Below are 24,248 nucleotides of genomic sequence, written 5' to 3' on the forward strand. Positions count from 1 at the left end.
GGTCGGTCAGGCGGCGGGTGCGAGCGGTGTCGGGACGGTGATCTCGGTGCCGTCGGGGCGCCAGGTGCGCCATCGCCCGTCGGGTTGCCGCTCGACGCGGAAGCCGTGGTGGACCTGGGTGTGGTGCCGCTCGCACAGCAGCGCACTGTTGGCCAGGCTGGTCTCGCCGCCGTCGATCCAGTGCACCAGGTGGTGCACGTCGGCCCAGTGACTCGGCGCGTCACAGCCGGCGAACACGCAGCCCCCGTCGCGCAGCTCCACGGCGTGGCGCAGCTGCCGGCTGACCAGCCGCCGGCTGCGACCCAGGTCGAGTGGGCTCCCGTCGGGCCCGAACACCACCCGGGAGATCGCCCCGTCGCAGGCCAGCCAGCGGGCGCGGGCGGCGGAGATCGTCGCGCCGAAGCCCATCGTGGCGGCGCCGGGCCCGGTGGCGGGGTCGGCCAGGTCGTCGAGGTCGACCCGCACCGCAACGTGCGGCTTCACCGTCCGGAGCACCGGCAGACTCCCGGACGCCAGGGCGTTGTCGCACAGCTGCACGAGCGCATCGCCGAGCCGCTGAGCCCGGGTGCGCTCGTCCCCGGCCGGGCGGTCGCGCTGCACGAACGGCTCCAAGGCGGCCTGGAACCTCTCCCCGCCCACCGCGTCGAGGTGGAAGCGCCCGCTGAGGGATCCGTCGGCGTGCCTGGACACCGTCAGCGACCGGCCCGCGGTGGGGTCGGGTTCGGGCCCGTCGGGGTCGAGCGCGTCGAGGTAGCGCTGCACGATCTGCGCCAGGTCGGCGTGGGGACAGTCGAGGGCGACCTGGGTCAGCGCGGCGTCCATCGCGGCCAGGTCGACGTCCTGGGCGGCGGCCGCGGCCCGCCGCTGCGGCGTGACCACCCGCGCGGCCTCGGCCACCTGCTCGGCCGACACCCACCCGGCGTCGTGGGCCTCGGCGAGGGCCGGCAGGTGCTCCAGCGCTCGACCGTTGGTGACGAGCCGGGACGCCGCCGCCGAGGAGAGCCGGCAGTGCCCGCGCAGCCACGACGCCATGCTCTTCTGCCCGTCGCGCTCGGGGGCCTGGGACAGTTCGGCGGCGCGGACCCGGCGGGCCAGGGCGGCATCGATCCGGTTGCGCTCGGCGATGAGCGCGGCGACGTCGTCGAGGACGTCACCGGTCTCCCACCTGCTCGAACGCATGATCGAAGAATAGCCGATCAGGACCACGCGCACCACCCGAACTCCCAGGTCAGAGCCCTGTCCACAGATCCGTTACGCCCTTTGACACCACGCCGCGCACCACACGAGCGATGAGTGCGCGACCCCTGCGGCGTCCACACCACATGACCCTCGTCATCGGCGACATCACGGTCTCCCTCGACGGCTTCGTGTCCGGCGCGGACGACGGCGTCGAGGCCATCCACGCCTGGGCACTCCGGAGCGAGGACCCCGTCGACCGCGGCGTCCTGGAGCGGCACGCGGCGGCGTCCGGTGCCGTCGTCATGGGCCGGCGCACCTTCGACGAGGTCGACCGCGGGTGGGGCGACGGCATGGGCTACGGCGCGGCGCTGGACGCCCGCCCGCCGTTCTTCGTCGTCACCGGCAGCCCGCCGGCGGAGCACCGGCTCGCGGCCACGCACGACTTCACGTTCGTGACCGACGGCCCGGGAGCAGCCATCCACAGGGCCCGGGCAGCCGCCGGCGACCGCGACGTCTTCGTCATGGGCGGCGGCGCGCTGGTCGGCTCGTGCCTGCGGGACGGGCTGCTCGACGAGCTGCGCCTGCACGTGGCGCCGGAGGTCCTGGGCGCGGGCACACCGCTGTTCGCCGGCGTCGGGCGGCACCGCCTCGAGCAGACGTCGGTCCAGGTGAGCCCGGTGTGCACGCACGTGACCTACCGGGTGCGCCGCTGACTCAGGACCGGCGGGAGCGGAAGTCGCCGCGGCCGGTGTCGCGCCGCCAGTCGTCGAAGGACTCCCCGGTCAGCTCCTCGAGCAGCGCGATGTCGGGCAGCAGCGGCACCAGGACCTCGTGCCGCACCTCGACCGGCAGCGGCGGCCGGGGCGCCCGCCCGGCGTGCAGCGCCGCCAGCAGCGGCCGCGAGACCTGCCGCCACACCTGCGGCGGGGCATGGGCACCCAGCGCCGCCCCGGCCCGCACCACCCGGGACAGCGCCCGGTACCGGGGCGTGTCGCAGACGTAGGGCTTCACGTTCTCCGGGGGCACGGTGTGCGCCACCCCCCGCTCGACGCCGAGGAAGTCGCTGACCCGGTCGAGCGTCTCCCGCGGGCCGTCCACCAGCTGCCGGTAGCGCAGGAGCAGCACCTGCGACCGCGGCAGGACGGCGAACAGGTCGCGCAGCTGCTCGCCGTAGCGACCCAGCCCGCGGTAGTGCCAGAACGGCGCGTACCCCGCGGCCACCCGCGCGTCCTCCAGTTCGACGGCGGTGCGGAAGTCCGCCTCCGGTTCCAGGCCGTCGGCACGCAGGTGCACCCAGTTCGACCAGGCCCGGTCCACCGGGTCGCGCACCACCACGACCACGCGGACCCCCGGGACGTCGGCGGCCAGGCGGCGCTGCGCGGCGCGGTCGTGGAGGTAGAACGGCGTGCTCTCCCCACGCACCGTCCCGGGCGGGGCGCCGTCGAACAGCCGCAGGTAGTCCTCGCGCCGCCAGACCCACTCCCGCGCGCTGTGCGCATCCCCGGGTCCGCGCTGGCCGCTGCGCGGCGGCGGGCGGCCGTCGGTCAGGTAGTACTTCGGCTCCTTGACCGGGGACAGGTACAGCCCGGGGTGGGTGGCCAGCGCCGCGTGCAGCGCCGTCGTCCCGGCCTTGGGCGCACCGGCGACGACGAACTGCGGGAGCCGGCCGGCGTCAGCGGTCACCCGACCCACCCCCGACCCGCGGTGTACACACGGGAAGACCTGCCACCCCCACGGAGAGGAGCCGTCGAGTGACCGCGCCCCGCCCCCCGGCGCCCGACCGCTTCTGGAGCGACGCCGAGGTCGTCGTCGAACCGGAGGACCCGCGCCCGGGCTCGTGGGCCGGCGCCCCGTCGGCGCAGCTGGTCGACGGCACCTGGTGGCTGGCCCACCGGCTGCGCCGCCCGGTCGGCGAGGGCCGCGGCTTCGGCAACGTGGTGGCCCGGTCCGACGACGGGGTGCGCTTCGAGCCGGTCGTCGCCCTCGGCAAGGACCGCTTCGGCGCCGAGTCGCTCGAGCGGCCGGCGCTGGTGCACACGCCCGAGGGCCGCTGGCGGCTCTACGTCAGCTGCGCGACACCCGGCACCCGGCACTGGCGGGTGGACCTGCTCGAGGCCGACACCGTCGAGGGGCTGGCCGTCGCCGAGCCGCGCACCGTGCTGCCCGGCAGCGCCGCCGACGCGCCCAAGGACCCGGTCGTGCGGTGGGACGGCGGCCAGTGGCACCTGTGGGCCTCGGTGCACCCGCTCGACGACCCCGACGCCACCGACCGCATGACCACCGAGCACGCGACCAGCCCGGACGGCGTCGCGTGGACGTGGCGGGGCACCGCACTGGCCGGCACGCCGGGAAGCTGGGACGCCCGCGGCGTCCGGTTCGCCACCGTCGTCCTCGACGGCGACCGCAGCTGGGCGCTCTACGACGGCCGGGCCACCGCGGCGGAGAACTGGGAGGAGCGCACCGGGCTGGCCCGGCTCGACGGCGGGAGGTTCCGCGCCGCACCCGGCGGGCCGCACCTGCAGAGCCCGCACCCGCCGCACGGGCTGCGCTACGCCGACGTCGTGGCGCTGCCCGGCGGGGGTGCCCGCTGGTACTACGAGGCGACGCGCGCCGACGGCGCCCACGAGCTGCGCACCGTCCTGCTCCCGGCCTGACGCCGTCCACCCTGTCCCGACGAGCGACACGCCAAAGTGCACCACGTCGATCGACTTGACACACATTGGAGCGGCAGGTCGGATGGGTGCGTGGCACCCGCCCTGACGCTCACCCGCCGGTCCGCCGTGGACCTGCTGCGGGTGGCCAGCGCGCTGTGTCCGGCCGCCTGAGCGCCCGACCCACCGCCACCTCTCGCGCCCGCCCCCGGCAGGGGCCCGGCGCGCGCCCTGAACCCGGAGTCCCGATGACCCCCCGCACCGCCCTGCTGTCCGACGCCGCCCGCGACGAGCTCACGGCCGACACCACCACCGCCCGCACCACGTCCACCGCCGCGGTCGCGGCCGCGCTGGCCGCCGTCGCCGACGCCTGGCTGCCGCGGGTCGAGTACCGCGCCGCCAGCCGTTGGACCGGCCTGCTCCCCCTCGACGACGCCGTCGGCCTGCTCGACCCCTCGCTCGCCGCCGACCTCGCCGCCACGCAGGTCTGGCTGCTGACCTGGCTGCCCGGTCAGGGCACCCCGCTGCACGACCACGGCGGCTCGGCCGGTGCCTTCGCCGTCGTCCGGGGTGCGCTGACCGAGGAGACCGTCGGCGGCAGCGCCGGCGCGGTCCGGGAGGTGTCCACCGAGCTGACGGCCGGGCGGGTGCGCCCGTTCGGACCGCACCACGTGCACCGGGTGACCAACCGGGGCACGGTGGCCGCCGTGAGCGTCCACGCCTACACCCCGGCCCTCCACCAGATGAGCACCTACGCCCTCGAGAGCGGGGGGCTGCTGCACACCGGCACCGAGCGCGCCGGCGTCGACTGGTGAGCACCCGCCCGCCCGGCGCCAGGAGCGTCGACCAGCTGCTCGCGGAGGCCCGGTCGCGGATCACCCGCGTGACGCCGGCCGAGGCCGCTCAGCGCGTGGCGGCCGGAGCGGTGCTGGTCGACATCCGGCCGCAGTCGCAACGCGAGGCCGAGGGCGAGGTGCCCGGCGCGCTGGTGGTCGAGCGCAACCACCTCGAGTGGCGGTTCGACCCCGAGAGCGACGCACGGGTCCCGCAGGCCACCGGGTACGACGTCGACGTCGTCGTGCTGTGCCAGGAGGGCTACACCTCCAGCCTGGCCGCCGACGCACTGCGCTCGCTGGGCCTGGCCAGCGCGAGCGACGTCATCGGCGGGCACCGCGCGTGGGTGGCCGCCGGGCTGCCCACGACCAGCGGCCCGGCGGGCTGAGACCGTCCGGGGACGGCGGCGCCTGACGGAGGGACGCCGCCGCCCCGGACCCCCCTCAGGTCTTGCTCTTGCCCTGCGCGCCGGAGTGCTCGTGCCGGTCGTCGCCCTTCCGGACGTGGTGGGTCTGCTTCGAGGCGCCGGTGGTGGCGCCGGCCGCGCTGGGCGCCACGCCCTCCTTCTTCGCCTCGCGGGCGGCCGCGCGCTGGGCGTCGGCGTCGTTGTTCTTGCTCATGCCGGGCGGGTACCCCGGCGGCCGCCCGCCACGCCGGACAGCACCCGGAACGTCCGGGCGGCCATGAGGTCCGCGCCGAGGTCCCGCACCGCCCGCGCCCGGGCCCGCGTCCCGAGGTCCGCCCGCCGGTCCGGGTCGGCGAGCAGGCCGCCGATCGCGTCGGCGAGCGCTCCGGCGTCGTCCACCGGCACCACGACGGCGTCCTCCCCCACCGCGCGGCGCACGTCGCCGACGTCGGTGGCCACGCACGGCAGGCCCTCGGCCATCGCCTCCAGCAGCGCCAGTGGCAGCGCCTCGACCCGCGAGGACAGGACGAACAGGTCCAGCCCGGCGAGGAAGCCGCGGACGTCGGAGACCCAGCCCGGGAAGGTCACCGGCAGCCCGGCGGCCGCGGCGCGCAGCGCCTCCCCGTCGCGCCCGGCCCCGCCGACGACGGCCTCGTACGGGACATCGAGCCGGCGCAGCGCGGCGAGCAGCACGTCGAAGCCCTTCTGTGCGGTGAGGCGGCCGAACGCGCCGACCCGCGGCACCGGGCGGCCCGCCGGCCCGGCGGGGTCGGGCGGGACGTCGACACCGTTGGGGACCAGGTGCGCCCGCGCCGGGTCGACGCCGAGGTCGGCCACCACCTGGCCGCGGCCCTGCTCCGAGGGGCTGAGCACCGCGGCCATCCGCCGGTAGAGGGCGGCCAGCACGGCGCGCTCCTCCCCCGTGCGCGTGTCGCCGACCAGGTGCAGCACGCCGGCGGTGGGTGCCACCTCCTGCGCGGCGGCGACGGCGGCGGCGTTGGACGCGGGGTCGACCAGGTTGACCACCACGACGTCGGGGCGCTGCGCGGCCAGCGCCGCTCGGGTCCCCGGCGCGGCGGCGGCGCGCCGGGTGAGCGGGACGACGGCGGCCGGCACGTCCAGGCCGGCGAACCCCGCGGCCACCGGCTCGGCGCACACCAGCGACGCGGTGGCGCCGTGGTCGGCGGCCCGGCGCAGGTGGTGGGTCAGCCACACCTCCGCGCCGCCCCACGCATCGGAGTCGGCGACGAACGAGACCCTCACGAGGCCGCCAGCTCGCGCGCGGCCCGGGCGACGGCGTCCGGCCGGACCGTGAGCGCGCAGCGGAACTCTATCGGGCAGGCCAGGTGCGGGCAGGGCGCGCACGCGACGGCCGGCGTCAGCGCCCGGTGCCGCGGACCGGGGTGTGCCCAGCGCACCGGGTCGCCGGGCAGGAAGACGGTCACGCTGCGCGCGCCGACGGCGGCGGCCAGGTGTGCCGAGCCGGTGTCGTTGCCGACCAGCACCGCGCTGTCGCGCAGCAGCGCGGCCAGCCCGCCCAGGCTGGTGGCGCCGGTGAGGTCGACGGCCGGGGCGCGCATCGCGGCCACCACCCGCGCCGAGATCTCCCGCTCGCCGGGCACCCCGGTGACGACGACGGCCAGCCCGTCGGCGGCCAGCGCGTCGCCGACCGCGGCGTAGCGGTCCACCGGCCACCGGCGGGTGGGCGCCGAGGCGCCCGGGTGCAGGACGGCGTACCGGCCGGGCTCGAGCCCGTGTGCGGCGAGCGTGGCGGCGTGCTCGGCCTCGTCGTCGGTGGTGACCGGGAAGCCCATCGCCGCGTCCCCGCCCGGCGGCAGGCCCAGGTGCTCGAGCAGCGCGACGTGGCGCGCGGCCTCGTGCAGGTGCCGGGGGTAGCGCAGGTGCAGCGCCGCGGCGGCGGCCGGCGGGTCCCAGCCGGTCGGCGCGAAGCCCCCGGTGAGCCGGGCGCCGAGCGCGGCGGTGACCCGGTTGGCGGCGGGCCGGTCGCCGTAGGCCTGCAGCGCGAGGTCGAAGCGGCGGGCGCGGGCGGCCGCGGTGAACGGCTGCCACCCCGCCGCGTCGACCGGCCCGTCGGGGATGCCGGGCGCGCCGGGGAAGGCCAGGAGGTCGTCGACGGTGCCGCCGAGGCGGTCGACCACCGGCGCCATCCGGCCGAAGGTCACCAGCGTCACCTCGACGTCGGGACGGGCGGCGCGCAGCCGGCGCAGCGCCGGGACCGTGCACAGCAGGTCGCCCAGGCCCACCCGGAGCCGGACCAGCGCCAGGCGGCGCACGGCCGGGTCGGCGAGCGGCGTGATCACCTGCGCCCTCTGCCCCGGCTGTGCCGTGCGCTAACGCGTGGTGCACTACACATCCCGTCCCGACAGCCGGAGGTCCCCTGCGTGTCCCGCCCCGCCGTCCCCGCCGGTCCCCTGCACGTGCTGCGGCTGTGCAGCGTCTTCGAGCCACCGGCAGCCCCGGGGCCGGTCCGTCCCGGGACGCTCCCCGGCGAGCTCGACTCCCGGTCGGCCCGCTTCGACCCGATCGGCGGCATGCAGAACCACACGGCGACGCTGACCCGCTGCCTGGACGCCCGGGGCGTGCGGCAGACGGTGGTCACCGCGCGGCTGGCCGGCCCGGCGGGCACCACCCCGCTGGGCCGCGGCGGACGGGTGCACCGCACCGGACTGCCCGTGCCGCGGCTGCGCCAGCTGTGGGCGCTGAGCGGGCTCTCCACGGTCCTGCGCGCCGGGCGGCGGGCACCGGTCGACGTCGTGCACGCCCACCAGGGCGAGGACCTCGCCACCCTGCCGCTGGCCCGGCTGGCCGCCCGGGTGCACCGGGCCCCGCTGGTGGTCACCGTGCACTGCAGCGTCGGGCACACCCTCACCGGCCGCGGGCCGAGGGTGCGGCTGCTGCGCGCGGTGGGCGGCTGGATCGAGCGCAGCACGCTGCGGCACGCCGACGCCGTCGTCGTCCTCACCGGGCGGACCGCGGCGGCCCTGCGCGACGACGACGTGCCCGCCGACCGGATCTCGACCATCCCGTCGGGGTTCGACCCGGCGCTGTTCACCGGGCACACCGCCGACGCCTTCCCCGGGGTGGCCCGGCCGCGGATCGGCTACGTGGGCCGGCTGGCGCCGCAGAAGAGCCCCGGCACGCTGGTCCGCGCGTTCGGCCGGATGCGCGAGACGGCGTCGCTGGTCGTCGTCGGCGACGGTCCGGACCGGCCGCTGGTCGAGCGGCTGGCCGCGGAGAGCCCCGCCGCCGACCGGATCACCCTCGCCGGCTTCGTCGAGCACGCCCGCGTGCCGGCGCTGCTGGCCTCGGTCGACGTGCTGGTGCTGCCCTCGGCCTACGAGGAGATGGGCTCGGTGCTCACCGAGGCGATGGCCGCGGGGCTGCCGGTGGTGGCCAGCGACGTCGGCGGGATCCCCGAGGTGGTGCGGCACGGGGTCACCGGGCTGCTGGTGCCACCGGGCGACGTCGACGCGCTCGCCGCCGCGCTGGACCGGGTGACCGCCGAGCCGGCGCTGCGGTCCCGGCTGGCCGCGGGCGCCCGGGCCCGCGCGGCCGACTACGCCTGGCCGGCGCTCGCCGGGCGGGTCGCCGAGGTCTACGACCGGGTGCTGGGGGCGGCCGCCGACCTCGAGCCGGCCGCGTGAGACCGCGGGTCGCCGTCCTCGTCCCGGTGCACGACCAGGCGGCCTTCCTCCCCCGGGCGCTGGAGTCGCTGCTCGCGCAGGAGGAGACCGCGTGGGAGGCGGTGGTCGTGGACGACGGCTCGCGGGAACCGGTCGCCGTGCCGCCCGACCCCCGGCTGCGGCTGGTGCGCACCGAGGACAACCGCGGCCTGGGCGCGGCGCTCAACACGGCGCTGGACGCCACCACCGCGCCGGTCGTGGCCTACCTCCCCGCCGACGACGTCTGGTTCCCCGACCATCTGGGCACCGCGCTCGACCGGCTGGCCGACCCGGCGGTGGTGCTGGTCCGCGCCGGGCTCGCCGAGCCGGCCGGCACCCCGTACGCGCAGCTGGTGCAGGTGGCCCACCGCCGCACCGGCGACCGGTGGACCGAGCGCGCCGAGCTGGAGACCGACGACCTCGACCGGCTGATGTGGACCCGGGTCGCCGCCCGCGGGACGACGACGGGCACCGGCCGGGTGACCTGCGCGTGGACGCAGCACCCCGGGCAGCGGTCGCGGGCGATCCGCGAGTCCTCCGACGGCGGCCTCAACGTGTTCCGCACCCGCTACCGGGTGGCCGGGCCGCTGCGGTTCGCCTCGACCGACGGCGGCGAGGTCGACGAGGTCGCCCGGTACGCGCGTTTCCGGTCGCGGGCGTACGAGGCCCGCCCCGACGGGCTGTCGGTGCTCGTCGTCGGGGAGCTGGCGTTCAACCCCGAGCGGGTGCTGGCGCTGGCCGAGCGCGGCCACCGGATCACCGGGCTGTGGACCGGCGACGCGCTGGGCGACGCCACCGTCGGGCCGCTGCCGTTCGGGCACGTGCCCGACCTCGACCGCGACGCGTGGCGCGAGGGCGTGCGCGACCTCGCCCCCGACGTCGTCTGGGCGCAGCTGAACTGGCGGGCGGTGCCGTTCGCGCACGCGGTGCGGCGGGCCTTCCCCGACCTGCCGTTCGTGTGGCACTTCAAGGAGGCACCGCAGCGCAGTGTCGTCCGCGGGGAGTGGCCGCTGCTGGCCGACCTCGTCTGCGGCGCGGACGCGGTGCTGCTGGCCACCGAGGAGGAGCGCGACTGGTTCGCGCTGGCGCTGTCCGGCCGGGTCGACCCCGCCCGCCTCGGCGTCCTCGACGGCGACCTGCCCAAGCGCGACTGGCTCGACGCCCCGCTCTCGCCGAGGCTCTCCGACGCCGACGGGCAGCCGCACGCCGCCGTCGCCGGCCGGCCCTCCGGGCTGGACCTGGAATGGGTGCTCGCGTTGGCCGACCGCGGCGTGCACACCCACCTCTACGGCCAGGTGCGCGCGCCGGGGCCCAAGGGGTCCTGGACCGGCTGGCTGGACGAGGCGCTGGCCCGCGCGCCGGGGTTCGTGCACGTGCACCCGGCGGTGGGGCCGGAGGACTGGGTGCGCGAGCTCTCCCGGCACGACGCCGGCTGGCTGCACCGCTTCGACTCGGCCAACGGCGGCGACCTGCGCCGGGCCACCTGGGACGACCTCAACTCCCCCGCCCGGCTGCCGGTGTGCCTGGCCGCGGGCCTGCCGCTGCTGCAGCAGGCCAACCCGGGCTCGCGGGTGTCGGTCGAGCGGGTGCTGCGCGAGGACGGGACGGGGCTGTTATACCGCTCCGCCGACGACGTCGCCGCGGTGCTGCACGAGGAGGTCGTGACCCGGGCGGGTCACCGGGCGGCGCTGGCCGCGCGGGAGCGGCACGTCTTCGACGCGCACGCCGACCGGCTGGTCGACCTGTTCCGCGCCGTCGCCCGCTGAAGATCAGCCTTTATCGCGATATCGGCACCTCCGGGGAGGTGCCGATACCGCGATGAAGGCCGTTCCCGGGCGGGACTGTCGGACCCCGCTCCTACCGTCCGGGACGTGGACGAGCTGCGGTGGGCGGTGACCGACGGGCCGCGCGGTACGGCCGCGGTCGAGCTGCCGGAGGACGCCGGGTCGGCGGGCCGGCTGGCCGAGCAGGCCGGCGGGTTCTGGTGCGCGCTCGCGGCGGGCGGCTGCGGCGGGTCCCTGGTGGTGGCCGACGGCGGCGCGCGGCCGGTGTTCCGGCACACCGGCGAGGAGCCGTGTCGGTTCGTCCGCCGCGGCGCGACGGCCGCCCGCGCCTACGACCCCCTCCGCTACCGGCCCGCGCTGACCGCGTGGCTCACCGGGCAGGGACACCGGCCGCGGGTCGAGACGGTGTCCGGACGGGACGGGCACGCCGGCCTGCACGTCGTCGTCGACGCGCTCGGCGCCGCCCTCGAGGTCCAGCTCGTGCCGCTGACCGACACCGCCTGGCGGGCGCGGGACGACCGGGTCCGTCGCACGGTGCGGTCGGTCTCATGGCTCTACGGCCCGGACGCCGACACCGCCGCGGCCACCGAGGCCGGGGTGCGCGGCGCGGCGCTGTCGCTGCGGCGCCACGACCGGGGCCTGCTCGTGGGAGTCCGGGACGCCGGCGACCGGGTGCGCTGGGTGCGCCTGGCCGCGTGCCGGCTCACCGCCGACGGGGTGACCGCGCCCGGGCTGGCGGAGGCCCGGGCCGCGCACGCCCGGCAGGCGGAGGCGCGGCAGGAGGCGGCGCGCCGGATGGCCCGGCAGGGCGCGCGGTGGTCGCAGCGGTCCGGCGCGGTGCCGTGGGACGTCCGCACCGGCACGCTGCCGTTCCCGGCCGCGGGTTAGGACGGCACGCCGGTCGTGTCCTCCTCGGCGCCGGCCCGCGGGGACTCCGACGGCCGGCGGGTCCGCACCCGCCGAGGCAGGCGCAGGTGCGGCAGGCGGAGGTGCGGGGGCAGGTGGGGGTGCGGCACGTGCGGGTGCGGGAGCCGGGCCACCAGCCCGGCCGGCAGGTGCACGTGGGGCAGGTGCAGGTGCGCCCGGCGCGGGTGCTCCCGCGGCTCGGCGTGCCGGCGGCCCAGCGCGGCCGACCAGACGCTGCGTCCCCGCGCCGCCTGCGCCCGCGCGGCGGTCTGTGCCGCGCGGTGGTCGCGTTCCCATCGGGCGGTGTTGCTCCGTGCCATGGCGGTGACCAGCCCGGTCAGCACCAGGAAGCCGACGACGCTGACGACTGCCCACTCCATGGCGGCCCTCCCCTGGACCGCGCCGCGCAGCCCGGCGACCCGGCGGCCGCGGCGATGACCGCAGGATCCCGCCGTCCCGGTTCCGGGACAAGTCGGTCTCCGCGGCGCACCGCGCGACGCGCCGGGCCGTGCGGAGCGGGCGCCGTCAGAACCGCAGCACGGCCTGCAGCGGCGGCGCGGGCAGCCGCCGCCCGGCGAGGTCGGCCAGCAGCCGGGGGCCGTCGTCGAAGGGCGGCACGTCGGTGACCAGGTGCCGGCGGACGTCGTCGCCGCGCTCGCGCAGCAGGTCCAGGACGACGTCGGCCAGGGCCCGCCGCGGCCAGGCGGTGGCCATCCCGCGCGGCACCCGGCTGATCTGGGCGCACACCACCGCCAGGCCGTTGTGGTGGAACTCCTCGCCGAGCCGGACCTGCTCGGCGCCGGCCTGGTAGAAGCCGAGGTCGACCACGACGCCCTGCGGCCGCAGCGCCTTGAGCCCGGTGGCCAGCGCCGCGTCGTGACCGCGGCACTGCAGCACCAGGTCGGCGCCGGCGTCCCCCGGCGCGTGCCGCCAGCGCTGCTTGACCTCGCGCCAGGCGTCGCCGTCCACGGTGTCCAGCCCCAGTGCCCCGGCCACGGCGCGGCGACCGGGCGAGTCCTCCGCGACGACGACGTCGGCGGCGCCGTGCCGCTGCGCGAGCAGCGCCGACAGCAGCCCGATCACGCCGGCGCCGGTGACCAGCACGTGCCGGTCGCGGACGCCGTCGCCGATCGCGCCGCCGGGCCCGGTGAACTGCGCGGTGGCGTGCAGCAGGCCGTTGACGCAGATCGGCCCCATCTGCGCGAGGTAGACGCCGAGCAGCGGGTCGAGGTCGTCGGGGACGGGGATCACGTGCATGGTCGCCGGGTCGGCACAGCGGCCGGTGCGGTGCCCGTAGGCCATCGCCACCCGGGTGCCCTCGGCGAGGTCGGGGGTGCGGCTCTCGGTGACCAGGCCGACCTCCATGTAGCCCAGCGTGTGCACCGGGTAGCCGACGACCGGCTCGCCTGCGGAGAAGGAGCGCAGGTCGGGGTCCCAGTGCACGACGTGGTGCGGATCGGTGCCGCGCACCAGCGCGACCTCGGTGCCGGCGCTGATCCCGCTGTACTCCGTGGTCACCCACGCCTGGCCCGCCGCGGGCTCGGGCTCGGTGTCGTCGAGCAGCGCCGGCTCACCGGGCCGGACGACGCCGATGGTCCGCACCGCCCTCACAGGGCCACCGTCCCGCCGTCGGCCGCCGCCCGCGCCACGGCCACCGCGAGCCGGTGGGTGCGCAGCGCCTCGGCGTAGGGCGCGCGGACGTCGTCGCCCTCCCCGCGCACCGCGGCGACGAACGCCGTGTCCTCGACGGTGATGGGGTCGGCCGCACGCACCACGGTCCGCTCGCCGTCGGCGTCGGTGATCCGCAGGTCGTGCTCGGTGAGCTCGAGGCCGAGTCCGGGGGCCACCACCTGCACGCCGATCCGGTAGCCGCGCGGTGCCAGGCAGCTGTTGGAGAACGTGCCGACCGCGCCGCCCGCGTAGCGCAGCGACGCGGTGCAGACGTCGAGGATGTCGCCGGGCCCGTCCGACGAGCGTCCGCCGGTGGCCCAGCCGGACTCCACCTCGCCGGCCAGCACCCGGCCGACGTCGAGCAGGTGGGTGGCCTGCTCGACGGTCTGCCCGCCGGACTGGTCCTGCCGCGCCCACCAGGGCACGTTCGGCGCCTTGTCCAGCCAGGCGCCCAGCAGCAGCCGCGGTGGCCGGTCGGCGAGCAGTCCGCGGGCCCGTTCCAGGGTGTCGAGGTAGCGCCAGTGGTAGCCGACCGCGGTCAGCAGCCCGGCGGCCTCGATGCGCGCGGCCAGCCGCTCGGCGGTGGCCAGGTCGGCGGCCGGCGGCTTCTCGACGAACAGCGGCAGGCCGGCGTCGATCGCGGCGTCCTCCACGGCACCGTGCTGGGCGGGCGGGACGCACACGTAGAGCGCGTCGAGCGCCTCGGCGTCGAGCAGGTCCTCCCAGGACCGGTACGCCGTCGCCCCGGCCCGCTCGGCCAGCCGCCGCGCGCGGTCGGCCTGCGGATCGGCGACCCCGGCGACGGTGACGCCGTCCAGCGCGGTCAGGGACTCCACGTGCCGGCCGGCGATGAACCCGGCCCCCACCACTCCGATGCGCGTGCTCACCGGCGCGTCCTGCCCCCGGCCGGGGCTGCGCAACCGCCCGGTACCGGTTCGGGTCGCACACCACCCGGGTAGGCCGCCGCCGGGTCGAGCAGCGGCCCCGTCCCACTTCCCAGGGAGATCCGGCATGAAGGCAGTGGTGTGGCAGGGCGTCGGCGACATCCGGCTCGACGACGTCCCCGACCCGACCATCCAGGACCCGACCGACGCCATCGTCGAGATCACCGCCAGCGCGATCTGCGGCACCGACCTGCACTTCGTGCGCGGCACGATGACCGGCATGGTCGAGGGCACCGTGCTCGGCCACGAGGCCGTCGGCGTGGTCCGCGAGACCGGTCCGGGTGTGCGCAACCTGCGCCCCGGCGACCGAGTGGTCATCCCCTCCACCATCGCCTGCGGGTACTGCTCGTACTGCCGCGCCGGCTACTACGCGCAGTGCGACAACGCCAACCCCAACGGCCCGGCGGCGGGCACCTGCTTCTTCGGCGGGCCGCAGACCACCGGCCCGGTCGACGGGCTGCAGGCCCAGTACGCCCGCGTGCCCTTCGCCAACGTCGGTCCGGTGTGGCTGCCCGACGAGGTGGGCGACGACGCCGCCATCCTGCTGTCCGACATCTACCCCACCGCCTGGTTCGGTGCCCGGCTGGCCGAGGTGGGCAAGGGCGACACCGTGCTCGTCCTCGGCGCCGGCCCGGTCGGTCAGTTCGCCGTCACCAGCGCCTTCCAGCAGGGCGCCGGGCGGGTGCTGGTCGTCGACGGCGTGGCGAGCCGGCTGGACCAGGCCCGGGCCCGCGGGGCGGAGGTCGTCGACTTCAACGCCGAGGACCCGGTCGCCGTCGTCCAGGAGCTCACCGGCGGCGTCGGCGTGGACCGCGTCATCGAGGCGGTCGGCGTCGACGCACAGCGGCCGAAGAGCGGCCCGGCCGCCGAGGCGGCGCAGGAGCAGGCCGAGCAGTTCGAGCAGGAGCGGCAGCAGGTGGCTCCGGAGCGGAACGCGCAGGGCGACACCTGGGTGGCCGGTGACGCGCCGAGCCAGTCGCTGCAGTGGGCGGTCGAGTGCGTGGCCAAGGCCGGGAGCATCGGGGTCATCGGCGTCTTCCCGCCGGACATGACCAGCTTCCCGACCGGCGCGGCCATGAACAAGAACCTGACCGTGAAGATGGGCAACTGCAACCACCGGCGCTACGTCCCCGAGCTGCTCACCCTCGTCCGCACCGGCGCCATCGACCCGACGACGGTGCTCACCCAGGTCGGCGACATGCCGTCGGTGCTCGAGGCGTACGAGACCTTCGACCGCCGGGAGAGCGGCTGGACCAAGGTCGCGCTGGACCCGAGCAGCTGAGGGACCCGCCCCGACCGGTCAGCCGGCCGGCAGCCGCCGGACACCGCGGGCGTCGGCGTAGCGGTCCAGCACGTCCCGCGGGGAGGCCCGGGTGTGCAGGAACTCGTCGTCGACGACCACGAGGAAGTCGTGCACGGCAGCCTCGAGCAGCCGGCCGGCGAACCGGGTGTCGGGGTCCGCCGCGGCCATGGCGGCCGCGGCCAGGTCCAGCGCGACGTCCAGGGCCGGCGCGAGCGCGGCATCGGGGCGGCTGTCGGTGAACCAGTGCGTCTCCGGGTGCTGGAAGAGGTCGACGCGCTGCTGCACCACGTCGGCCGCCACCTGTGCCAGGAGGGCCGGCGCCAGCGCCGAGTCCCCAGCGGCCACCCGGTCCCCGGCGCCCGACCGCTGCAGCAGCGTCAGGCGGATCGCGAGCGCACGCCGCCGGCTCAGCGCCGGGTAGACCTGCAGGACCCACGACACCGCGGCGGTGACGAGGGTGAGGCCCACGAGCGCCTCGACGGGCACGACCAGGCGCAGCCAGGCGACCTCCGGGGAGATGTCGCCGAACCCCAGGGTGGTCAGGGTGACCGCCGAGAGGTACAGCGCGTCGAGCAGCCCGGCCCGCGCCGAGGGGTCGAGCCCGGTGGCGAAGGCGAACCCGTCCGGCAGGTGCGGCCAGTAGACCAGCGCCCAGCCGCCGGCGATGAGCAGCATCCAGGTCAGGATGACCGCGGTCATCGCCAGCGGCCCGGTCACCGGTCCGACCCGCCCGCGCCCGGCCCACCAGACGCCCCGCAGCAGCCGCCGGCTCAGCCAGCCCCGGCCGCTCGGGTGCCAGATCGTGTGGAAGATGTCGCGCAGGGCGACGAGGACGAGGAGCGCCCCCACCGCGGTGACCGACCAGCCGAGGACCTCGCCCACCCGGGCCACCCTGCCAGCCGGGAGCCGCCACCGCGGCACGCCGCCGACCTCACAGCTGCGGGCGGACACCCGGCTCGCCGGCCACGCCCGACGGCTCGACGGCGGCCCGCCCGGGACCCCGGCGCCCCAGCGGCAGCACGGTGCGGCCGTGGGACCCCTCGAGCTCGAGGGCCAGCGCCGCGTAGACCGCCAGGACGCCGAGCGCCAGCCCCACCCAGCCGGCGGCCGTCTGCCAGGCCGGCGAGCCGGTGAGGTGGTACCCACCGGTGACGGCGAACCGGATCCCGGCCAGTCCCATCACCGCGGCCGGCACCAGCTTCGCCGTCGCGGAGAGGGCGGAGACCTCCATGGCGACGCCGGCCGCCAGCAGGAGGACACCCAGGCCGGCGCTGGTCGCGCCCGGCGGTGACGTCCACGTGGTCAGGCCGACGACGGCCCACGTGCCGGCGAGCACACCCATCCCGGTGGCGGCGACCGGGTCGCGGGCGGTGAACCCGACGACCGAGGCGAGCAGCTGCAGCGGGACCGTGGCGACCAGCGCGGTGAGAGCGGCGACCCGCCCCTCGGTCGGCGGGACCCAGCCGAGCTGGACGGCGGCGAACACGGTGGTCGCCAGTGCCAGAGCGAGGAAGCCCAGGGGCAGCGGCGTCGCGACCGGCCGGAGGACGACGTGGGTCCCGGGCCGGGTCATCCCGTCACCAGGATCTGCGTCGCGGACTCCTTGATCCGGCTGTTGGCCCACGTGGCCTGGCGGAGGGTCTGCGGGTGGCAGCGCTGCGCGAGCCCGAGCAGGTCGGTGTCCTCGAGCCCCTGTGCCGCCTGCGCCACCATCTCCCAGTCGACCGAGACGCCCACCGCGTGGATGTGGAGGCTGCGCAGGTCGCGCAGCAGGAGCAGCGCGGGTGCCGAACGCCGGCCGAGCCTGTCGCTGACCGCCTCGTAGAGCCGCGCGACCAGCCGCGGCTCACCGGCGGGCTCGGGGTCGAGCTCCACGCCGTACCGGGCCCCGAAGGGCGCCAGCCGTCGCACGTGGTCCTGCGACCAGCGGGCCAGGTCGCGGCCGAGGTGGAACACCTCGTGGTCGACCTTGTGCCGCTCGGCGACGGCCAGCAGCTGGTGCGCCAGGGAGTTCTCCGAGCGGTGCAGCTCCTCGAGTGCCAGGCCGAGGTTCACCGCCGGCCTCCCTCGTCCGCCAGGGTCTCCTGGACCTCGGCGGCCCGCCCGCCCCGGGTCGGCGGGAGGGAGCCGCGCGCCGGGGCCGAGCCGGTGGTGGTGGGTGCCGAGGACCGCCCGCGCCGCGACCAGCGGACCCTGCGCACCCGGGCGGCCGCGGTCTTGAAGATCGGCTGCTTGGAGGCGGCGTCCCAGTCGGTGAGCGTGAGCTCGTTGGCGGCCCGGCGCCGGCGTCCGCGTCCCGGGACGTCCCAGTAGCCGTAGTGGAAGGGCAGGAAGACGACGCCGTCGCGGATGCCGCTGATCCGCAACCGGGCCCGCACCCGTCCGCGCGCCGTGGCGACCTCGAGCAGGTCGCCCTCCCGGGCGCGCAGCCGGCCGGCGTCGCCCACCGACATCTCCACCCACACCTGGGGGGCCGCGGCCTGCAGCTGCGGCGCCCGGCCGGTCTTCGTGCGGGTGTGGAACTGGTAGAGGGTGCGGCCGGTGATGAGCGCGAACGGGAAGGCGGCCGAGGTCGGCTCGTGCGGCGGGACGTACTCCGCCGCCTTGACCACCGCCTTGCCCGAGGGGTTCATCGACCGGTACTCGTCGGGGTCGAGCGGGGCCCCGGTGAGCAGGTCCCGGCCGTAGCTCTCGCAGTACTCGGGATGGCTGGAGAACCGCCCGTCGGTGTAGAGCCGCTCGGTGCCCTCGGGAGCCTCGTCGGTGCACGGCCACTGGATGCCGCTGCCGCCGCGCAGCTTGTCGTAGGTGATGCCGGTGTAGTCACACGGCCGCCCCCGGCTGCACTCCTTCCACGCCTCGAAGGCGCCCTCCGGGTCGGACCACTTCACCAGCGGGGCACCGTCCCTGTCCTGCAGCCCGAGCCGGTGGGCGAAGTCGATGAGGACGTCCATGTCCGGCCGGGCCTCACCGGGCGGGTCGACCGCCTTCTCCGTCAGGTGCACGGTGCGGTCGGCGTTGGTGAAGGTGCCCGTCTTCTCCCCCCAGGTGGCGGCGGGCAGGACGACGTCGGCCAGCTGCGCGGTCTCGGTGAGGAAGATGTCCTGCACCACGAGGAACAGCCGGTCCTGGGACAGGATCGACCGGATGCGGGCCAGCTCCGGCAGGGACACCGCCGGGTTGGTGCAGATGACCCAGAACATCCGGATCGACCCCTCTTCGAGGTACCGCAGCTGCTGCATGACGTGCGTCGGCGGCGCGTAGTGCGGGATGTGGGCCGGGTCGACGTTCCAGATGCGGGCCAGGTCCTCGATGTGGGCGTCGTTGGACCAGTTGCGGAAGGCGGGCAGGTCGCCGTCGGCCCCGGCCTCGCGGGTGTTCTCCGCCGTGGGCTGGCCGTTCATCTGCAGGATGCCGCAGCCCGGCCGGCCGAGCATGCCGCGGACCAGGTGCACGTTGTTGACCTGCACGGCGGCCGCGGTGGCCTGGTGGGACTGGTAGAAGCCCTGCAGCACCGTGGACAAGAGCCGCTCGGCGGTCCCGATGACGCGGGCGGCCTCGCGGATCCGGTCGGCGGGGACGTCGCAGATCCCGGCGACGACGTCGGGCGGGTACTCGGCGACGCGCTCGGCCAGCTCGTCGAAGCCGACCACGTGGGCGTCGAGGTAGTCCCGGTCGATCCAGCCGTTGGTCACGATCTCGTGCAGCAGCCCGTTCATGAGGGCGACGTTGGTCCCCGGGCGCGGGGCCAGGTGGACGGCCGCCGCCCGCGCCACCGGGGTCGTGCGGGGGTCGACGCAGACCACCCGGGGCGGGTTCGGGCCGGCCAACCGGTCGAGGACCCGGCTCCAGGTGACGACCTGCGTCTCGGCCATGTTGTGCCCGTACAGGACGATCACGTCGGCGGAGTCGACGTCGGCATAGGAGCCGGGCTGGCCGTCGCAGGCGAAGGACTCCTTGAGCGCCGCGGCCGCCGTCGCGGTGCACAGCCGGGTGTTGCCGTCGACGTGGATCGTCCCGATGCCGCCGTGCGCGATCAGCCCGAGCGTGTAGTAGTCCTCGAGGAAGAGCTGCCCGGTGTTGTAGAAGCCGATGCTCCCGGGGCCCCGCTCGTCGAGCAGCTCCCGGGTCCGCCGGACGACGAGGTCCATGGCGGTGTCCCAGTCGGTCTCCACCAGCCGGCCGTCCCTGCGGACCAGCGGCCGGGTGAGCCGCTGGCGGGAGGCGTTGGCCTGCCAGCCGAAGAGGTCCTTGGGGTCCAGCCGGCCGCGGTTGACCCGGTCGACGGCCCGGCCGCGGACGCCGACGATCGCACCGTCCTTGACCGCGATGTCCATGGCGTCCCCGTTCGAGTGCAGGATCGACGCCGCCTGCACCCAGCGGTCGACGTCGTCCTCGGTCACCCCGTCGGCCAGGTGCTGGTCGACCCGCACCGGCCACGTCTGCCCCGGCCCGTACGGCGTGCGGGTCCCCCACGGCTCGGCGATCCGGTCGGTGCGTGGCATGCCTGGTCCCCTCGTCGGGTCGGTCCCCGGCTCCTGCTCGGCCGCTGTCCTCCCGGGGGGATCACCCGACGGTTGCCCCGCGAAACGGCCCGGCGTTCGGACGACGACCGGCGGGGTACCGCGATCCCGTCGCGTCACCACGGGCGCGGGAGTCCCGGGACCCGGCGCAGCCAGCCGGGCACCGAGCGCTGACCGCGCCGGCGGAGAGGAGCACCCGTGACCGTCGACGTCGCCCCGGGCACCGTCGTCGTCTACACCGACGTCGTCTGCGCCTGGTCCACCGTCGCGCTGCAGCGCTTCTACGCCGCGCGGTCCCGGCTGGGCCTCGACGACCGCGTCCGCGTCGACCACCGGCTGTACCTGCTCGAGGACGTCAACTCCTTCGCCATCCCCATGCGGATGCTGCAGGCGGAGATCCCCGTCGTCGGCCCGCTCGAGCCCGACCTCGGCATCGCGCCCTGGCAGGGTGAGCCGTCGGACTGGCCGGTGACCGCGCTGCCGGCCGACGAGGCGGTGCACGCGGCCAAGGAGCAGTCCGCCGCGGCCGCCGAGCAGCTGGACATGGCGCTGCGGCTGGCGTTCTTCCGCGACAGCCGGTGCATCAGCATGCTCCACGAGGTGGTCGACGTGGCCCGCGACTGCGACCGGGTGGACGCCGACGCGCTGGCCGCGGCGCTGGAGGACGGGCGGGCCCGCGGCGCCATGATGGCCGACTACCGGGCGCACGCCGACGAGGTCCAGGGCAGCCCGCACTTCTTCCTGGCCGACGGCTCCGACCTGCACAACCCGGGCATCGGGCTGCACTGGGCCGACGCCGGGTACCCGGTGGTCGACACCGACGACCCCGGCGTCTACGCGGACCTCGTGCGGCGCGCCGCCGACGCCGCCTCCTGACCGGGTACGCCGGGACGGCACCCGCCGTCCCGGTCCGACCGACCGAACGGAGACCGACGTGACCCTCGCCGACCGGATGCTCGCCGCCCACCCCGCCGACCTCGGCGGCATCGACCGCGAGCGGCTCGTCGCCTGCATCGAGGCCTGCGTCGAGTGCGCCCAGGCCTGCACCGCCTGCGCCGACGCCTGCCTGTCCGAGGAGATGGTCGCCGACCTCCGGACGTGCATCCGCACCGACCTCGACTGCGCCGACGTCTGCGAGGCCACCGGCCGGGTGCTGTCCCGGCACACCGGCTACGACGCCGACCTGACCCGGGCGGTGCTCGAGGCCTGCGCCGCGGCGTGCCGGGCGTGCGGCGACGAGTGCGCCGCCCACGCGGAGGTGCACGAGCACTGCCGGATCTGCGCCGAGGCCTGCCGGCGCTGCGAGCAGGCCTGCCGCGACCTGGTCGCCACGCTGGGCTGACCCGGGCGGGGGCGCATGGCAGCCTGTGCCCCCATGGTCAACGTCCTCTCGATCCAGTCGCACGTCGCCTATGGGCACGTGGGCAACTCCTCGGCCGTCTTCCCGCTGCAGCGCCTCGGCGTCGAGGTGTGGCCGGTGCACACCGTCCAGTTCTCCAACCACACCGGCTACGGGGCCTGGACCGGGCGGGTCTTCGACGGGCAGGCCGTCGAGGAGGTCGTCGACGGGATCGCCGACCGCGGCGTGCTCGGCACCGCCGACGCCGTCCTGTCGGGTTACCTGGGCTCGGCCGACATCGGCCACGCCGTCGTCGGCACCGTGGGGCGGGTGCGGGCGGCCAACCCCGACGCCGTCTACTGCTGCGACCCGGTGATCGGCGACGTCGGGCGGGGCGTGTTCGTCCGGCCGGGCATCGAGGAGCTCATGCGCGAGGTCGCCGTCCCCACCGCCGACCTGGTGACGCCCAACCACTACGAGCTCGACCTGCTCTCCCGGATGACGACGCGGTCGCTGGCCTCGGTGAAGGACGCCGTCGCCGCGGTGCAGGAGCTGGGGCCGCGGGTCGTCATGACCACCTCGCTGGTCGCCGAGGACACCCCCGACGACGCCGTCGACCTGCTCGCCTCCGAGGGCGGCCGGCACTTCCGCGTGCGCACCCCGCGCCTGTCGGTGTCGGTCAACGGCGCCGGCGACGCGATCGCCGCGCTGTTCCTCGCGCACTGGCTCGACACCCGCTCGGCCGGCGAGGCGCTGTCCCGGGCCGCGGCCAGCGTGTGGGGCCTGCTGCGCCGCACCGAGGAGGCCGGGTCGCGGGAGATCCTGCTGGTCGCGGCGCAGGACGAGTTCGTCTCGCCCTCGCGGAGCTTCCCCGTCGACGAGGTGTAGACGAAGGACCACCCTTCCCCCCACGCCTCGCGAGCTCGGCGCGGGGCCCTGAAGGGCGGCCGTCCCATCCCCTCACCCGGCAGGGGCCGCCCCCGGCGCGCAGCATGGTCCGGGTGGAACTGTTCCGGACGAAGTCGGTGGAGGCCGTCCGCGCGGACGCGGGCGACGGCGGCACGCACGCCGGGGCGGGGCACGGGCGGCTGCGCAAGCGGCTGTCGGCCCGGCACCTGGTCGGCTTCGGGATCGGGATCGTCATCGGGACCGGCATCTTCACGCTGACCGGCGTGACGGCGAAGAACAACGCGGGACCGGCGGTGGTGGTGTCCTTCGCGATCGCCGGGCTGGTCGCCCTGCTCGCCGCCCTCTGCTACGCCGAGCTCGCCTCGTCGGTGCCGACGGCGGGCAGCGCCTACACCTACGCCTACGCGACCGCCGGCGAGGCGGTGGCGTGGATCATCGGCTGGGACCTGTTCCTGGAGTTCGCGCTCGGCGCGGCCGTCGTCGCGCGCGGCTGGTCGGGCTACGTGGGCAACCTGCTCGACCTGCCGCCGTCGCTGTTCGGCGAGACCTCGACGGTGAACGTGGGCGCGGCCGGGATCGTCCTGCTGCTCACCGCCGTGGCGGTGCTCGGCATCCGGGAGTCGGCCCGGGTCACCGGCGCGCTGGTGGTGGTCAAGGTCGCCGTGTGCGTGTTCGTCGTCCTGGCCGGCATGTGGTTCGTCCGCGGGGACAACCTCACGCCCTTCGTCCCGCCCGCGGAACCGGCCGAGGGCGGCAGCGGGCTGTCCCGCCCGCTCCTCGAGGTCGTCGCCGGGCTGGAGCCGGTCGCCTTCGGCATGGGCGGGGTGCTCACCGCCGCCGCGGTCGTGTTCTTCGCCTACACCGGCTTCGAGGCGGTGGCCAACCTCTCCGAGGAGACCCGGCGACCGGCCCGCGACGTGCCGCTGGGCCTGCTGGGCACGCTGGGGCTGGCCACCGCGCTCTACGTCGGCGTCGCGTTCGTCCTGGTCGGGATGGTCGAGTACGGCAGCATCGACGAGGGTGCCCCGATCGCCGACGCGTTCGACCAGGTCGGGCTGGGCTGGGCGGCGTCCCTGGTGGCGATCGCGGCGGTGGCCGGCCTGACCTCGGTGATCCTGGTCGACCTGATCACCATCGGCCGGATCGGCTTCGCCATGGGCCGCGACGGCCTGCTGCCCCCGGCGGTCGCCCGGGTCAGCCCGCGCACCGGCGTCCCCGCGCGGATCACGCTGCTGTTCGCCGCGCTCGTGCTGGTGCTGGCCACGTTCGTGCCGCTGGGCACGCTGGCCGACCTGGTGAGCATCGGCACCCTGTTCGCGTTCCTGCTGGTGTCGCTCGCGGTGGTGGTGCTGCGGCGCACCCGGCCCGAGCTCGAGCGCCCGTTCCGCGTGCCGCTGGCCCCCGCGCTGCCGCTGCTGGCCGCGGCAGCCTGCCTCTACCTGATGTTCATGCTGAGCATCGAGACGTGGCTGCGCTTCCTGGCCTGGCTCGCGATCGGCGGGCTGGTCTACGCGGTCTACGGCTACCGGCACTCCCGCGTCCGCCGGGAGGCGCGGGTGCAGTCGCGGGTGCGCTGAGTCGGGTCAGTCGCCGGCGCGCTCCTCGACGGAGGCGAGCAGCTCGCGCAGCAGGTCGTCGAGCCGCCGCACCGCGGCCGGTGACATCCCCTCCAGCAGGCGCTGCTGCTCGGCCAGCCCGGCGCCGACCGCCTCGTCGACCAGCGCCCGGCCGGAGTCGGTGAGCCGCACGAGCAGCGCCCGCCGGTCGGCCGGGTCCGGGGTGCGCACCAGGTGGCCGGCCTTCTCCAGCCGGTCCAGCCGGCTGGTCATCCCGCCGCTGCTGAGCATGAGCGCCCCGGTCAGCCGGCCGGGCGAGAGTCCCTCGGGGCCGCCGGCCCGGCGCAGCGTCGCCAGGACGTCGAAGTCCGCCCGGGTGATGCCGAACCGCGCGTAGCAGCGCTCCTGGGCGTCCCCCACCAGCCGGGCGGTGCGGTAGACGCGGCCGAACACGGCCATCGCCGTGGTGTCGAGCTCGGGTTGCTCCCGCGCCCACTGCGCCACGATCTCGTCGACGCCGTCCCGATCGGTCACCTCTCGATCCTGCCACTCGCTCGCTT

26 protein-coding genes are annotated in these 24,248 nt (G+C 76.4%); 13 read left to right on the forward strand and 13 right to left on the reverse strand.

The genetic code is table 11. The annotated features are described in order from the left end of the window. Positions 1–6: 6 nt before the first annotated feature. Positions 7–1,179: a DUF222 domain-containing protein gene (locus tag ACI78U_RS16915; RefSeq protein ID WP_456876547.1), complete on the reverse strand. Its 1,173-nt coding sequence runs from the start codon at positions 1,177–1,179 to the stop codon at positions 7–9. Positions 1,180–1,289: 110 nt separating this feature from the next. Between ACI78U_RS16915 and ACI78U_RS16920 the strand changes: the two genes are divergently transcribed. After that, the gene (locus ACI78U_RS16920; RefSeq protein ID WP_456876548.1) at positions 1,290–1,892 is read left to right on the forward strand and encodes a dihydrofolate reductase family protein; all 603 of its coding nucleotides are present in this window, start codon (positions 1,290–1,292) and stop codon (positions 1,890–1,892) included. A 1-nt stretch (position 1,893) separates the two neighbouring features. Here the strand turns inward: ACI78U_RS16920 and ACI78U_RS16925 are convergent, their stop codons facing one another. Further along, complete coding sequence (locus ACI78U_RS16925) at positions 1,894–2,862, reverse strand: sulfotransferase (RefSeq protein ID WP_456876549.1); 969 nt, start codon at positions 2,860–2,862, stop codon at positions 1,894–1,896. A gap of 68 nt (positions 2,863–2,930) precedes the next feature. On the opposite strand from ACI78U_RS16925, the gene ACI78U_RS16930 reads away from it, so the two are divergent. From ACI78U_RS16930 to ACI78U_RS16945, 4 genes are all read left to right on the forward strand, one after another. Then, positions 2,931–3,833: a hypothetical protein gene (locus tag ACI78U_RS16930; RefSeq protein ID WP_456876550.1), complete on the forward strand. Its 903-nt coding sequence runs from the start codon at positions 2,931–2,933 to the stop codon at positions 3,831–3,833. Between the two features lie 90 nt (positions 3,834–3,923). Continuing rightward, entirely contained in the window at positions 3,924–4,004 is an 81-nt protein-coding gene (locus ACI78U_RS16935) for a putative leader peptide (protein ID WP_425283680.1), read from the forward strand. 74 nt (positions 4,005–4,078) lie between these two features. After that, complete coding sequence (locus ACI78U_RS16940) at positions 4,079–4,645, forward strand: cysteine dioxygenase (protein ID WP_456876551.1); 567 nt, start codon at positions 4,079–4,081, stop codon at positions 4,643–4,645. Then, positions 4,642–5,052 carry a rhodanese-like domain-containing protein gene (locus ACI78U_RS16945; protein ID WP_456876552.1) on the forward strand — a complete coding sequence of 137 codons (411 nt, stop codon included), beginning with the start codon at positions 4,642–4,644 and terminating at the stop codon, positions 5,050–5,052. Before ACI78U_RS16940 ends, ACI78U_RS16945 begins: the two co-directional genes overlap by 4 nt. A gap of 55 nt (positions 5,053–5,107) precedes the next feature. Here the strand turns inward: ACI78U_RS16945 and ACI78U_RS16950 are convergent, their stop codons facing one another. From ACI78U_RS16950 to ACI78U_RS16960, 3 genes are read right to left on the reverse strand one after another with little or no spacing between them, the layout of a single operon-like run. Beyond that, positions 5,108–5,284 (reverse strand): hypothetical protein, encoded by a 177-nt coding sequence (locus ACI78U_RS16950; protein ID WP_456876553.1) that lies wholly within the window; start codon positions 5,282–5,284, stop codon positions 5,108–5,110. Next, positions 5,281–6,333, reverse strand: coding sequence for a glycosyltransferase (locus ACI78U_RS16955; RefSeq protein ID WP_456876554.1), 1,053 nt, complete (start codon positions 6,331–6,333; stop codon positions 5,281–5,283). Before ACI78U_RS16955 ends, ACI78U_RS16950 begins: the two co-directional genes overlap by 4 nt. Continuing rightward, on the reverse strand, positions 6,330–7,391 hold the full coding sequence (locus ACI78U_RS16960) for a glycosyltransferase family 9 protein (RefSeq protein WP_456876555.1): 1,062 nt from the start codon (positions 7,389–7,391) through the stop codon (positions 6,330–6,332). The genes ACI78U_RS16955 and ACI78U_RS16960 overlap by 4 nt, the downstream gene beginning before the upstream one ends. A gap of 81 nt (positions 7,392–7,472) precedes the next feature. Between ACI78U_RS16960 and ACI78U_RS16965 the strand changes: the two genes are divergently transcribed. From ACI78U_RS16965 to ACI78U_RS16975, 3 genes are all read left to right on the forward strand, one after another. Further along, complete coding sequence (locus tag ACI78U_RS16965; protein ID WP_456876556.1) at positions 7,473–8,735, forward strand: glycosyltransferase; 1,263 nt, start codon at positions 7,473–7,475, stop codon at positions 8,733–8,735. Next, positions 8,732–10,519 (forward strand): glycosyltransferase, encoded by a 1,788-nt coding sequence (locus ACI78U_RS16970; RefSeq protein WP_456876557.1) that lies wholly within the window; start codon positions 8,732–8,734, stop codon positions 10,517–10,519. Before ACI78U_RS16965 ends, ACI78U_RS16970 begins: the two co-directional genes overlap by 4 nt. A 105-nt stretch (positions 10,520–10,624) precedes the next feature. Then, a complete protein-coding gene (locus ACI78U_RS16975) occupies positions 10,625–11,425 on the forward strand; it encodes a hypothetical protein (protein WP_456876558.1) in 801 nt (266 codons plus the stop codon). Here ACI78U_RS16975 and ACI78U_RS16980 read toward each other — a convergent pair. The 3 genes from ACI78U_RS16980 to ACI78U_RS16990 form a co-directional block, all read right to left on the reverse strand. Beyond that, positions 11,422–11,823 (reverse strand): hypothetical protein, encoded by a 402-nt coding sequence (locus ACI78U_RS16980; RefSeq protein WP_456876559.1) that lies wholly within the window; start codon positions 11,821–11,823, stop codon positions 11,422–11,424. The two genes, ACI78U_RS16975 and ACI78U_RS16980, sit on opposite strands and share 4 nt — an antisense overlap. 145 nt (positions 11,824–11,968) lie before the next feature. Next, positions 11,969–13,054: a zinc-dependent alcohol dehydrogenase gene (locus ACI78U_RS16985; protein WP_456876560.1), complete on the reverse strand. Its 1,086-nt coding sequence runs from the start codon at positions 13,052–13,054 to the stop codon at positions 11,969–11,971. Next, positions 13,051–14,001 (reverse strand): Gfo/Idh/MocA family protein, encoded by a 951-nt coding sequence (locus ACI78U_RS16990; protein ID WP_456876561.1) that lies wholly within the window; start codon positions 13,999–14,001, stop codon positions 13,051–13,053. The genes ACI78U_RS16985 and ACI78U_RS16990 overlap by 4 nt, the downstream gene beginning before the upstream one ends. A 124-nt stretch (positions 14,002–14,125) precedes the next feature. Between ACI78U_RS16990 and ACI78U_RS16995 the strand changes: the two genes are divergently transcribed. Then, a complete protein-coding gene (locus ACI78U_RS16995; protein WP_456876562.1) occupies positions 14,126–15,340 on the forward strand; it encodes a zinc-dependent alcohol dehydrogenase in 1,215 nt (404 codons plus the stop codon). Positions 15,341–15,358: 18 nt separating this feature from the next. On the opposite strand, the gene ACI78U_RS17000 is transcribed toward ACI78U_RS16995, so the two are convergent. Genes ACI78U_RS17000 through ACI78U_RS17015 form a run of 4 tightly spaced genes read right to left on the reverse strand, consistent with a single transcriptional unit; the run spans position 15,359 to position 19,866 of the window. Continuing rightward, positions 15,359–16,243, reverse strand: a complete 885-nt coding sequence (locus tag ACI78U_RS17000) for a potassium channel family protein (protein ID WP_456876563.1) — start codon at positions 16,241–16,243, stop codon at positions 15,359–15,361. Between the two features lie 49 nt (positions 16,244–16,292). Beyond that, positions 16,293–16,934 carry a hypothetical protein gene (locus ACI78U_RS17005; protein ID WP_456876564.1) on the reverse strand — a complete coding sequence of 214 codons (642 nt, stop codon included), beginning with the start codon at positions 16,932–16,934 and terminating at the stop codon, positions 16,293–16,295. Beyond that, entirely contained in the window at positions 16,931–17,416 is a 486-nt protein-coding gene (locus ACI78U_RS17010) for a hypothetical protein (RefSeq protein ID WP_456876565.1), read from the reverse strand. The genes ACI78U_RS17005 and ACI78U_RS17010 overlap by 4 nt, the downstream gene beginning before the upstream one ends. Next, positions 17,413–19,866: a molybdopterin oxidoreductase family protein gene (locus ACI78U_RS17015; RefSeq protein ID WP_456876566.1), complete on the reverse strand. Its 2,454-nt coding sequence runs from the start codon at positions 19,864–19,866 to the stop codon at positions 17,413–17,415. The genes ACI78U_RS17010 and ACI78U_RS17015 overlap by 4 nt, the downstream gene beginning before the upstream one ends. Positions 19,867–20,082: 216 nt before the next feature. Between ACI78U_RS17015 and ACI78U_RS17020 the strand changes: the two genes are divergently transcribed. The 4 genes from ACI78U_RS17020 (at position 20,083) to ACI78U_RS17035 (ending at position 23,709) form a co-directional block, all read left to right on the forward strand. Further along, complete coding sequence (locus tag ACI78U_RS17020) at positions 20,083–20,760, forward strand: DsbA family oxidoreductase (RefSeq protein WP_456876567.1); 678 nt, start codon at positions 20,083–20,085, stop codon at positions 20,758–20,760. 58 nt (positions 20,761–20,818) lie between these two features. Further along, complete coding sequence (locus tag ACI78U_RS17025; RefSeq protein WP_456876568.1) at positions 20,819–21,226, forward strand: four-helix bundle copper-binding protein; 408 nt, start codon at positions 20,819–20,821, stop codon at positions 21,224–21,226. 33 nt (positions 21,227–21,259) lie between these two features. Beyond that, a complete protein-coding gene (pdxY, locus tag ACI78U_RS17030; protein ID WP_456876569.1) occupies positions 21,260–22,111 on the forward strand; it encodes a pyridoxal kinase PdxY in 852 nt (283 codons plus the stop codon). Between the two features lie 104 nt (positions 22,112–22,215). Further along, positions 22,216–23,709, forward strand: coding sequence for an APC family permease (locus ACI78U_RS17035; protein ID WP_456876570.1), 1,494 nt, complete (start codon positions 22,216–22,218; stop codon positions 23,707–23,709). A gap of 6 nt (positions 23,710–23,715) precedes the next feature. On the opposite strand, the gene ACI78U_RS17040 is transcribed toward ACI78U_RS17035, so the two are convergent. Further along, positions 23,716–24,222 (reverse strand): MarR family winged helix-turn-helix transcriptional regulator, encoded by a 507-nt coding sequence (locus tag ACI78U_RS17040; RefSeq protein ID WP_456876571.1) that lies wholly within the window; start codon positions 24,220–24,222, stop codon positions 23,716–23,718. Positions 24,223–24,248: the final 26 nt, after the last annotated feature.

The organism is Geodermatophilus sp. SYSU D00710 (assembly GCF_054050195.1).

What these genes read in the sequence shown, in the direction of transcription:
- pdxY (WP_456876569.1), top strand. Translation starts at nt 21,260, where the DNA reads ATGGTCAACGTCCTCTCGATCCAGTCGCACGTCGCCTATGGGCACGTG.
- ACI78U_RS16915 (WP_456876547.1), bottom strand. Translation starts at nt 1,179, where the DNA reads ATGCGTTCGAGCAGGTGGGAGACCGGTGACGTCCTCGACGACGTCGCC.
- ACI78U_RS16950 (WP_456876553.1), bottom strand. Translation starts at nt 5,284, where the DNA reads ATGAGCAAGAACAACGACGCCGACGCCCAGCGCGCGGCCGCCCGCGAG.
- ACI78U_RS16995 (WP_456876562.1), top strand. Translation starts at nt 14,126, where the DNA reads ATGAAGGCAGTGGTGTGGCAGGGCGTCGGCGACATCCGGCTCGACGAC.
- ACI78U_RS16980 (WP_456876559.1), bottom strand. Translation starts at nt 11,823, where the DNA reads ATGGAGTGGGCAGTCGTCAGCGTCGTCGGCTTCCTGGTGCTGACCGGG.
- ACI78U_RS17015 (WP_456876566.1), bottom strand. Translation starts at nt 19,866, where the DNA reads ATGCCACGCACCGACCGGATCGCCGAGCCGTGGGGGACCCGCACGCCG.
- ACI78U_RS16920 (WP_456876548.1), top strand. Translation starts at nt 1,290, where the DNA reads ATGAGTGCGCGACCCCTGCGGCGTCCACACCACATGACCCTCGTCATC.
- ACI78U_RS17005 (WP_456876564.1), bottom strand. Translation starts at nt 16,934, where the DNA reads ATGACCCGGCCCGGGACCCACGTCGTCCTCCGGCCGGTCGCGACGCCG.
- ACI78U_RS16940 (WP_456876551.1), top strand. Translation starts at nt 4,079, where the DNA reads ATGACCCCCCGCACCGCCCTGCTGTCCGACGCCGCCCGCGACGAGCTC.
- ACI78U_RS17035 (WP_456876570.1), top strand. Translation starts at nt 22,216, where the DNA reads ATGGTCCGGGTGGAACTGTTCCGGACGAAGTCGGTGGAGGCCGTCCGC.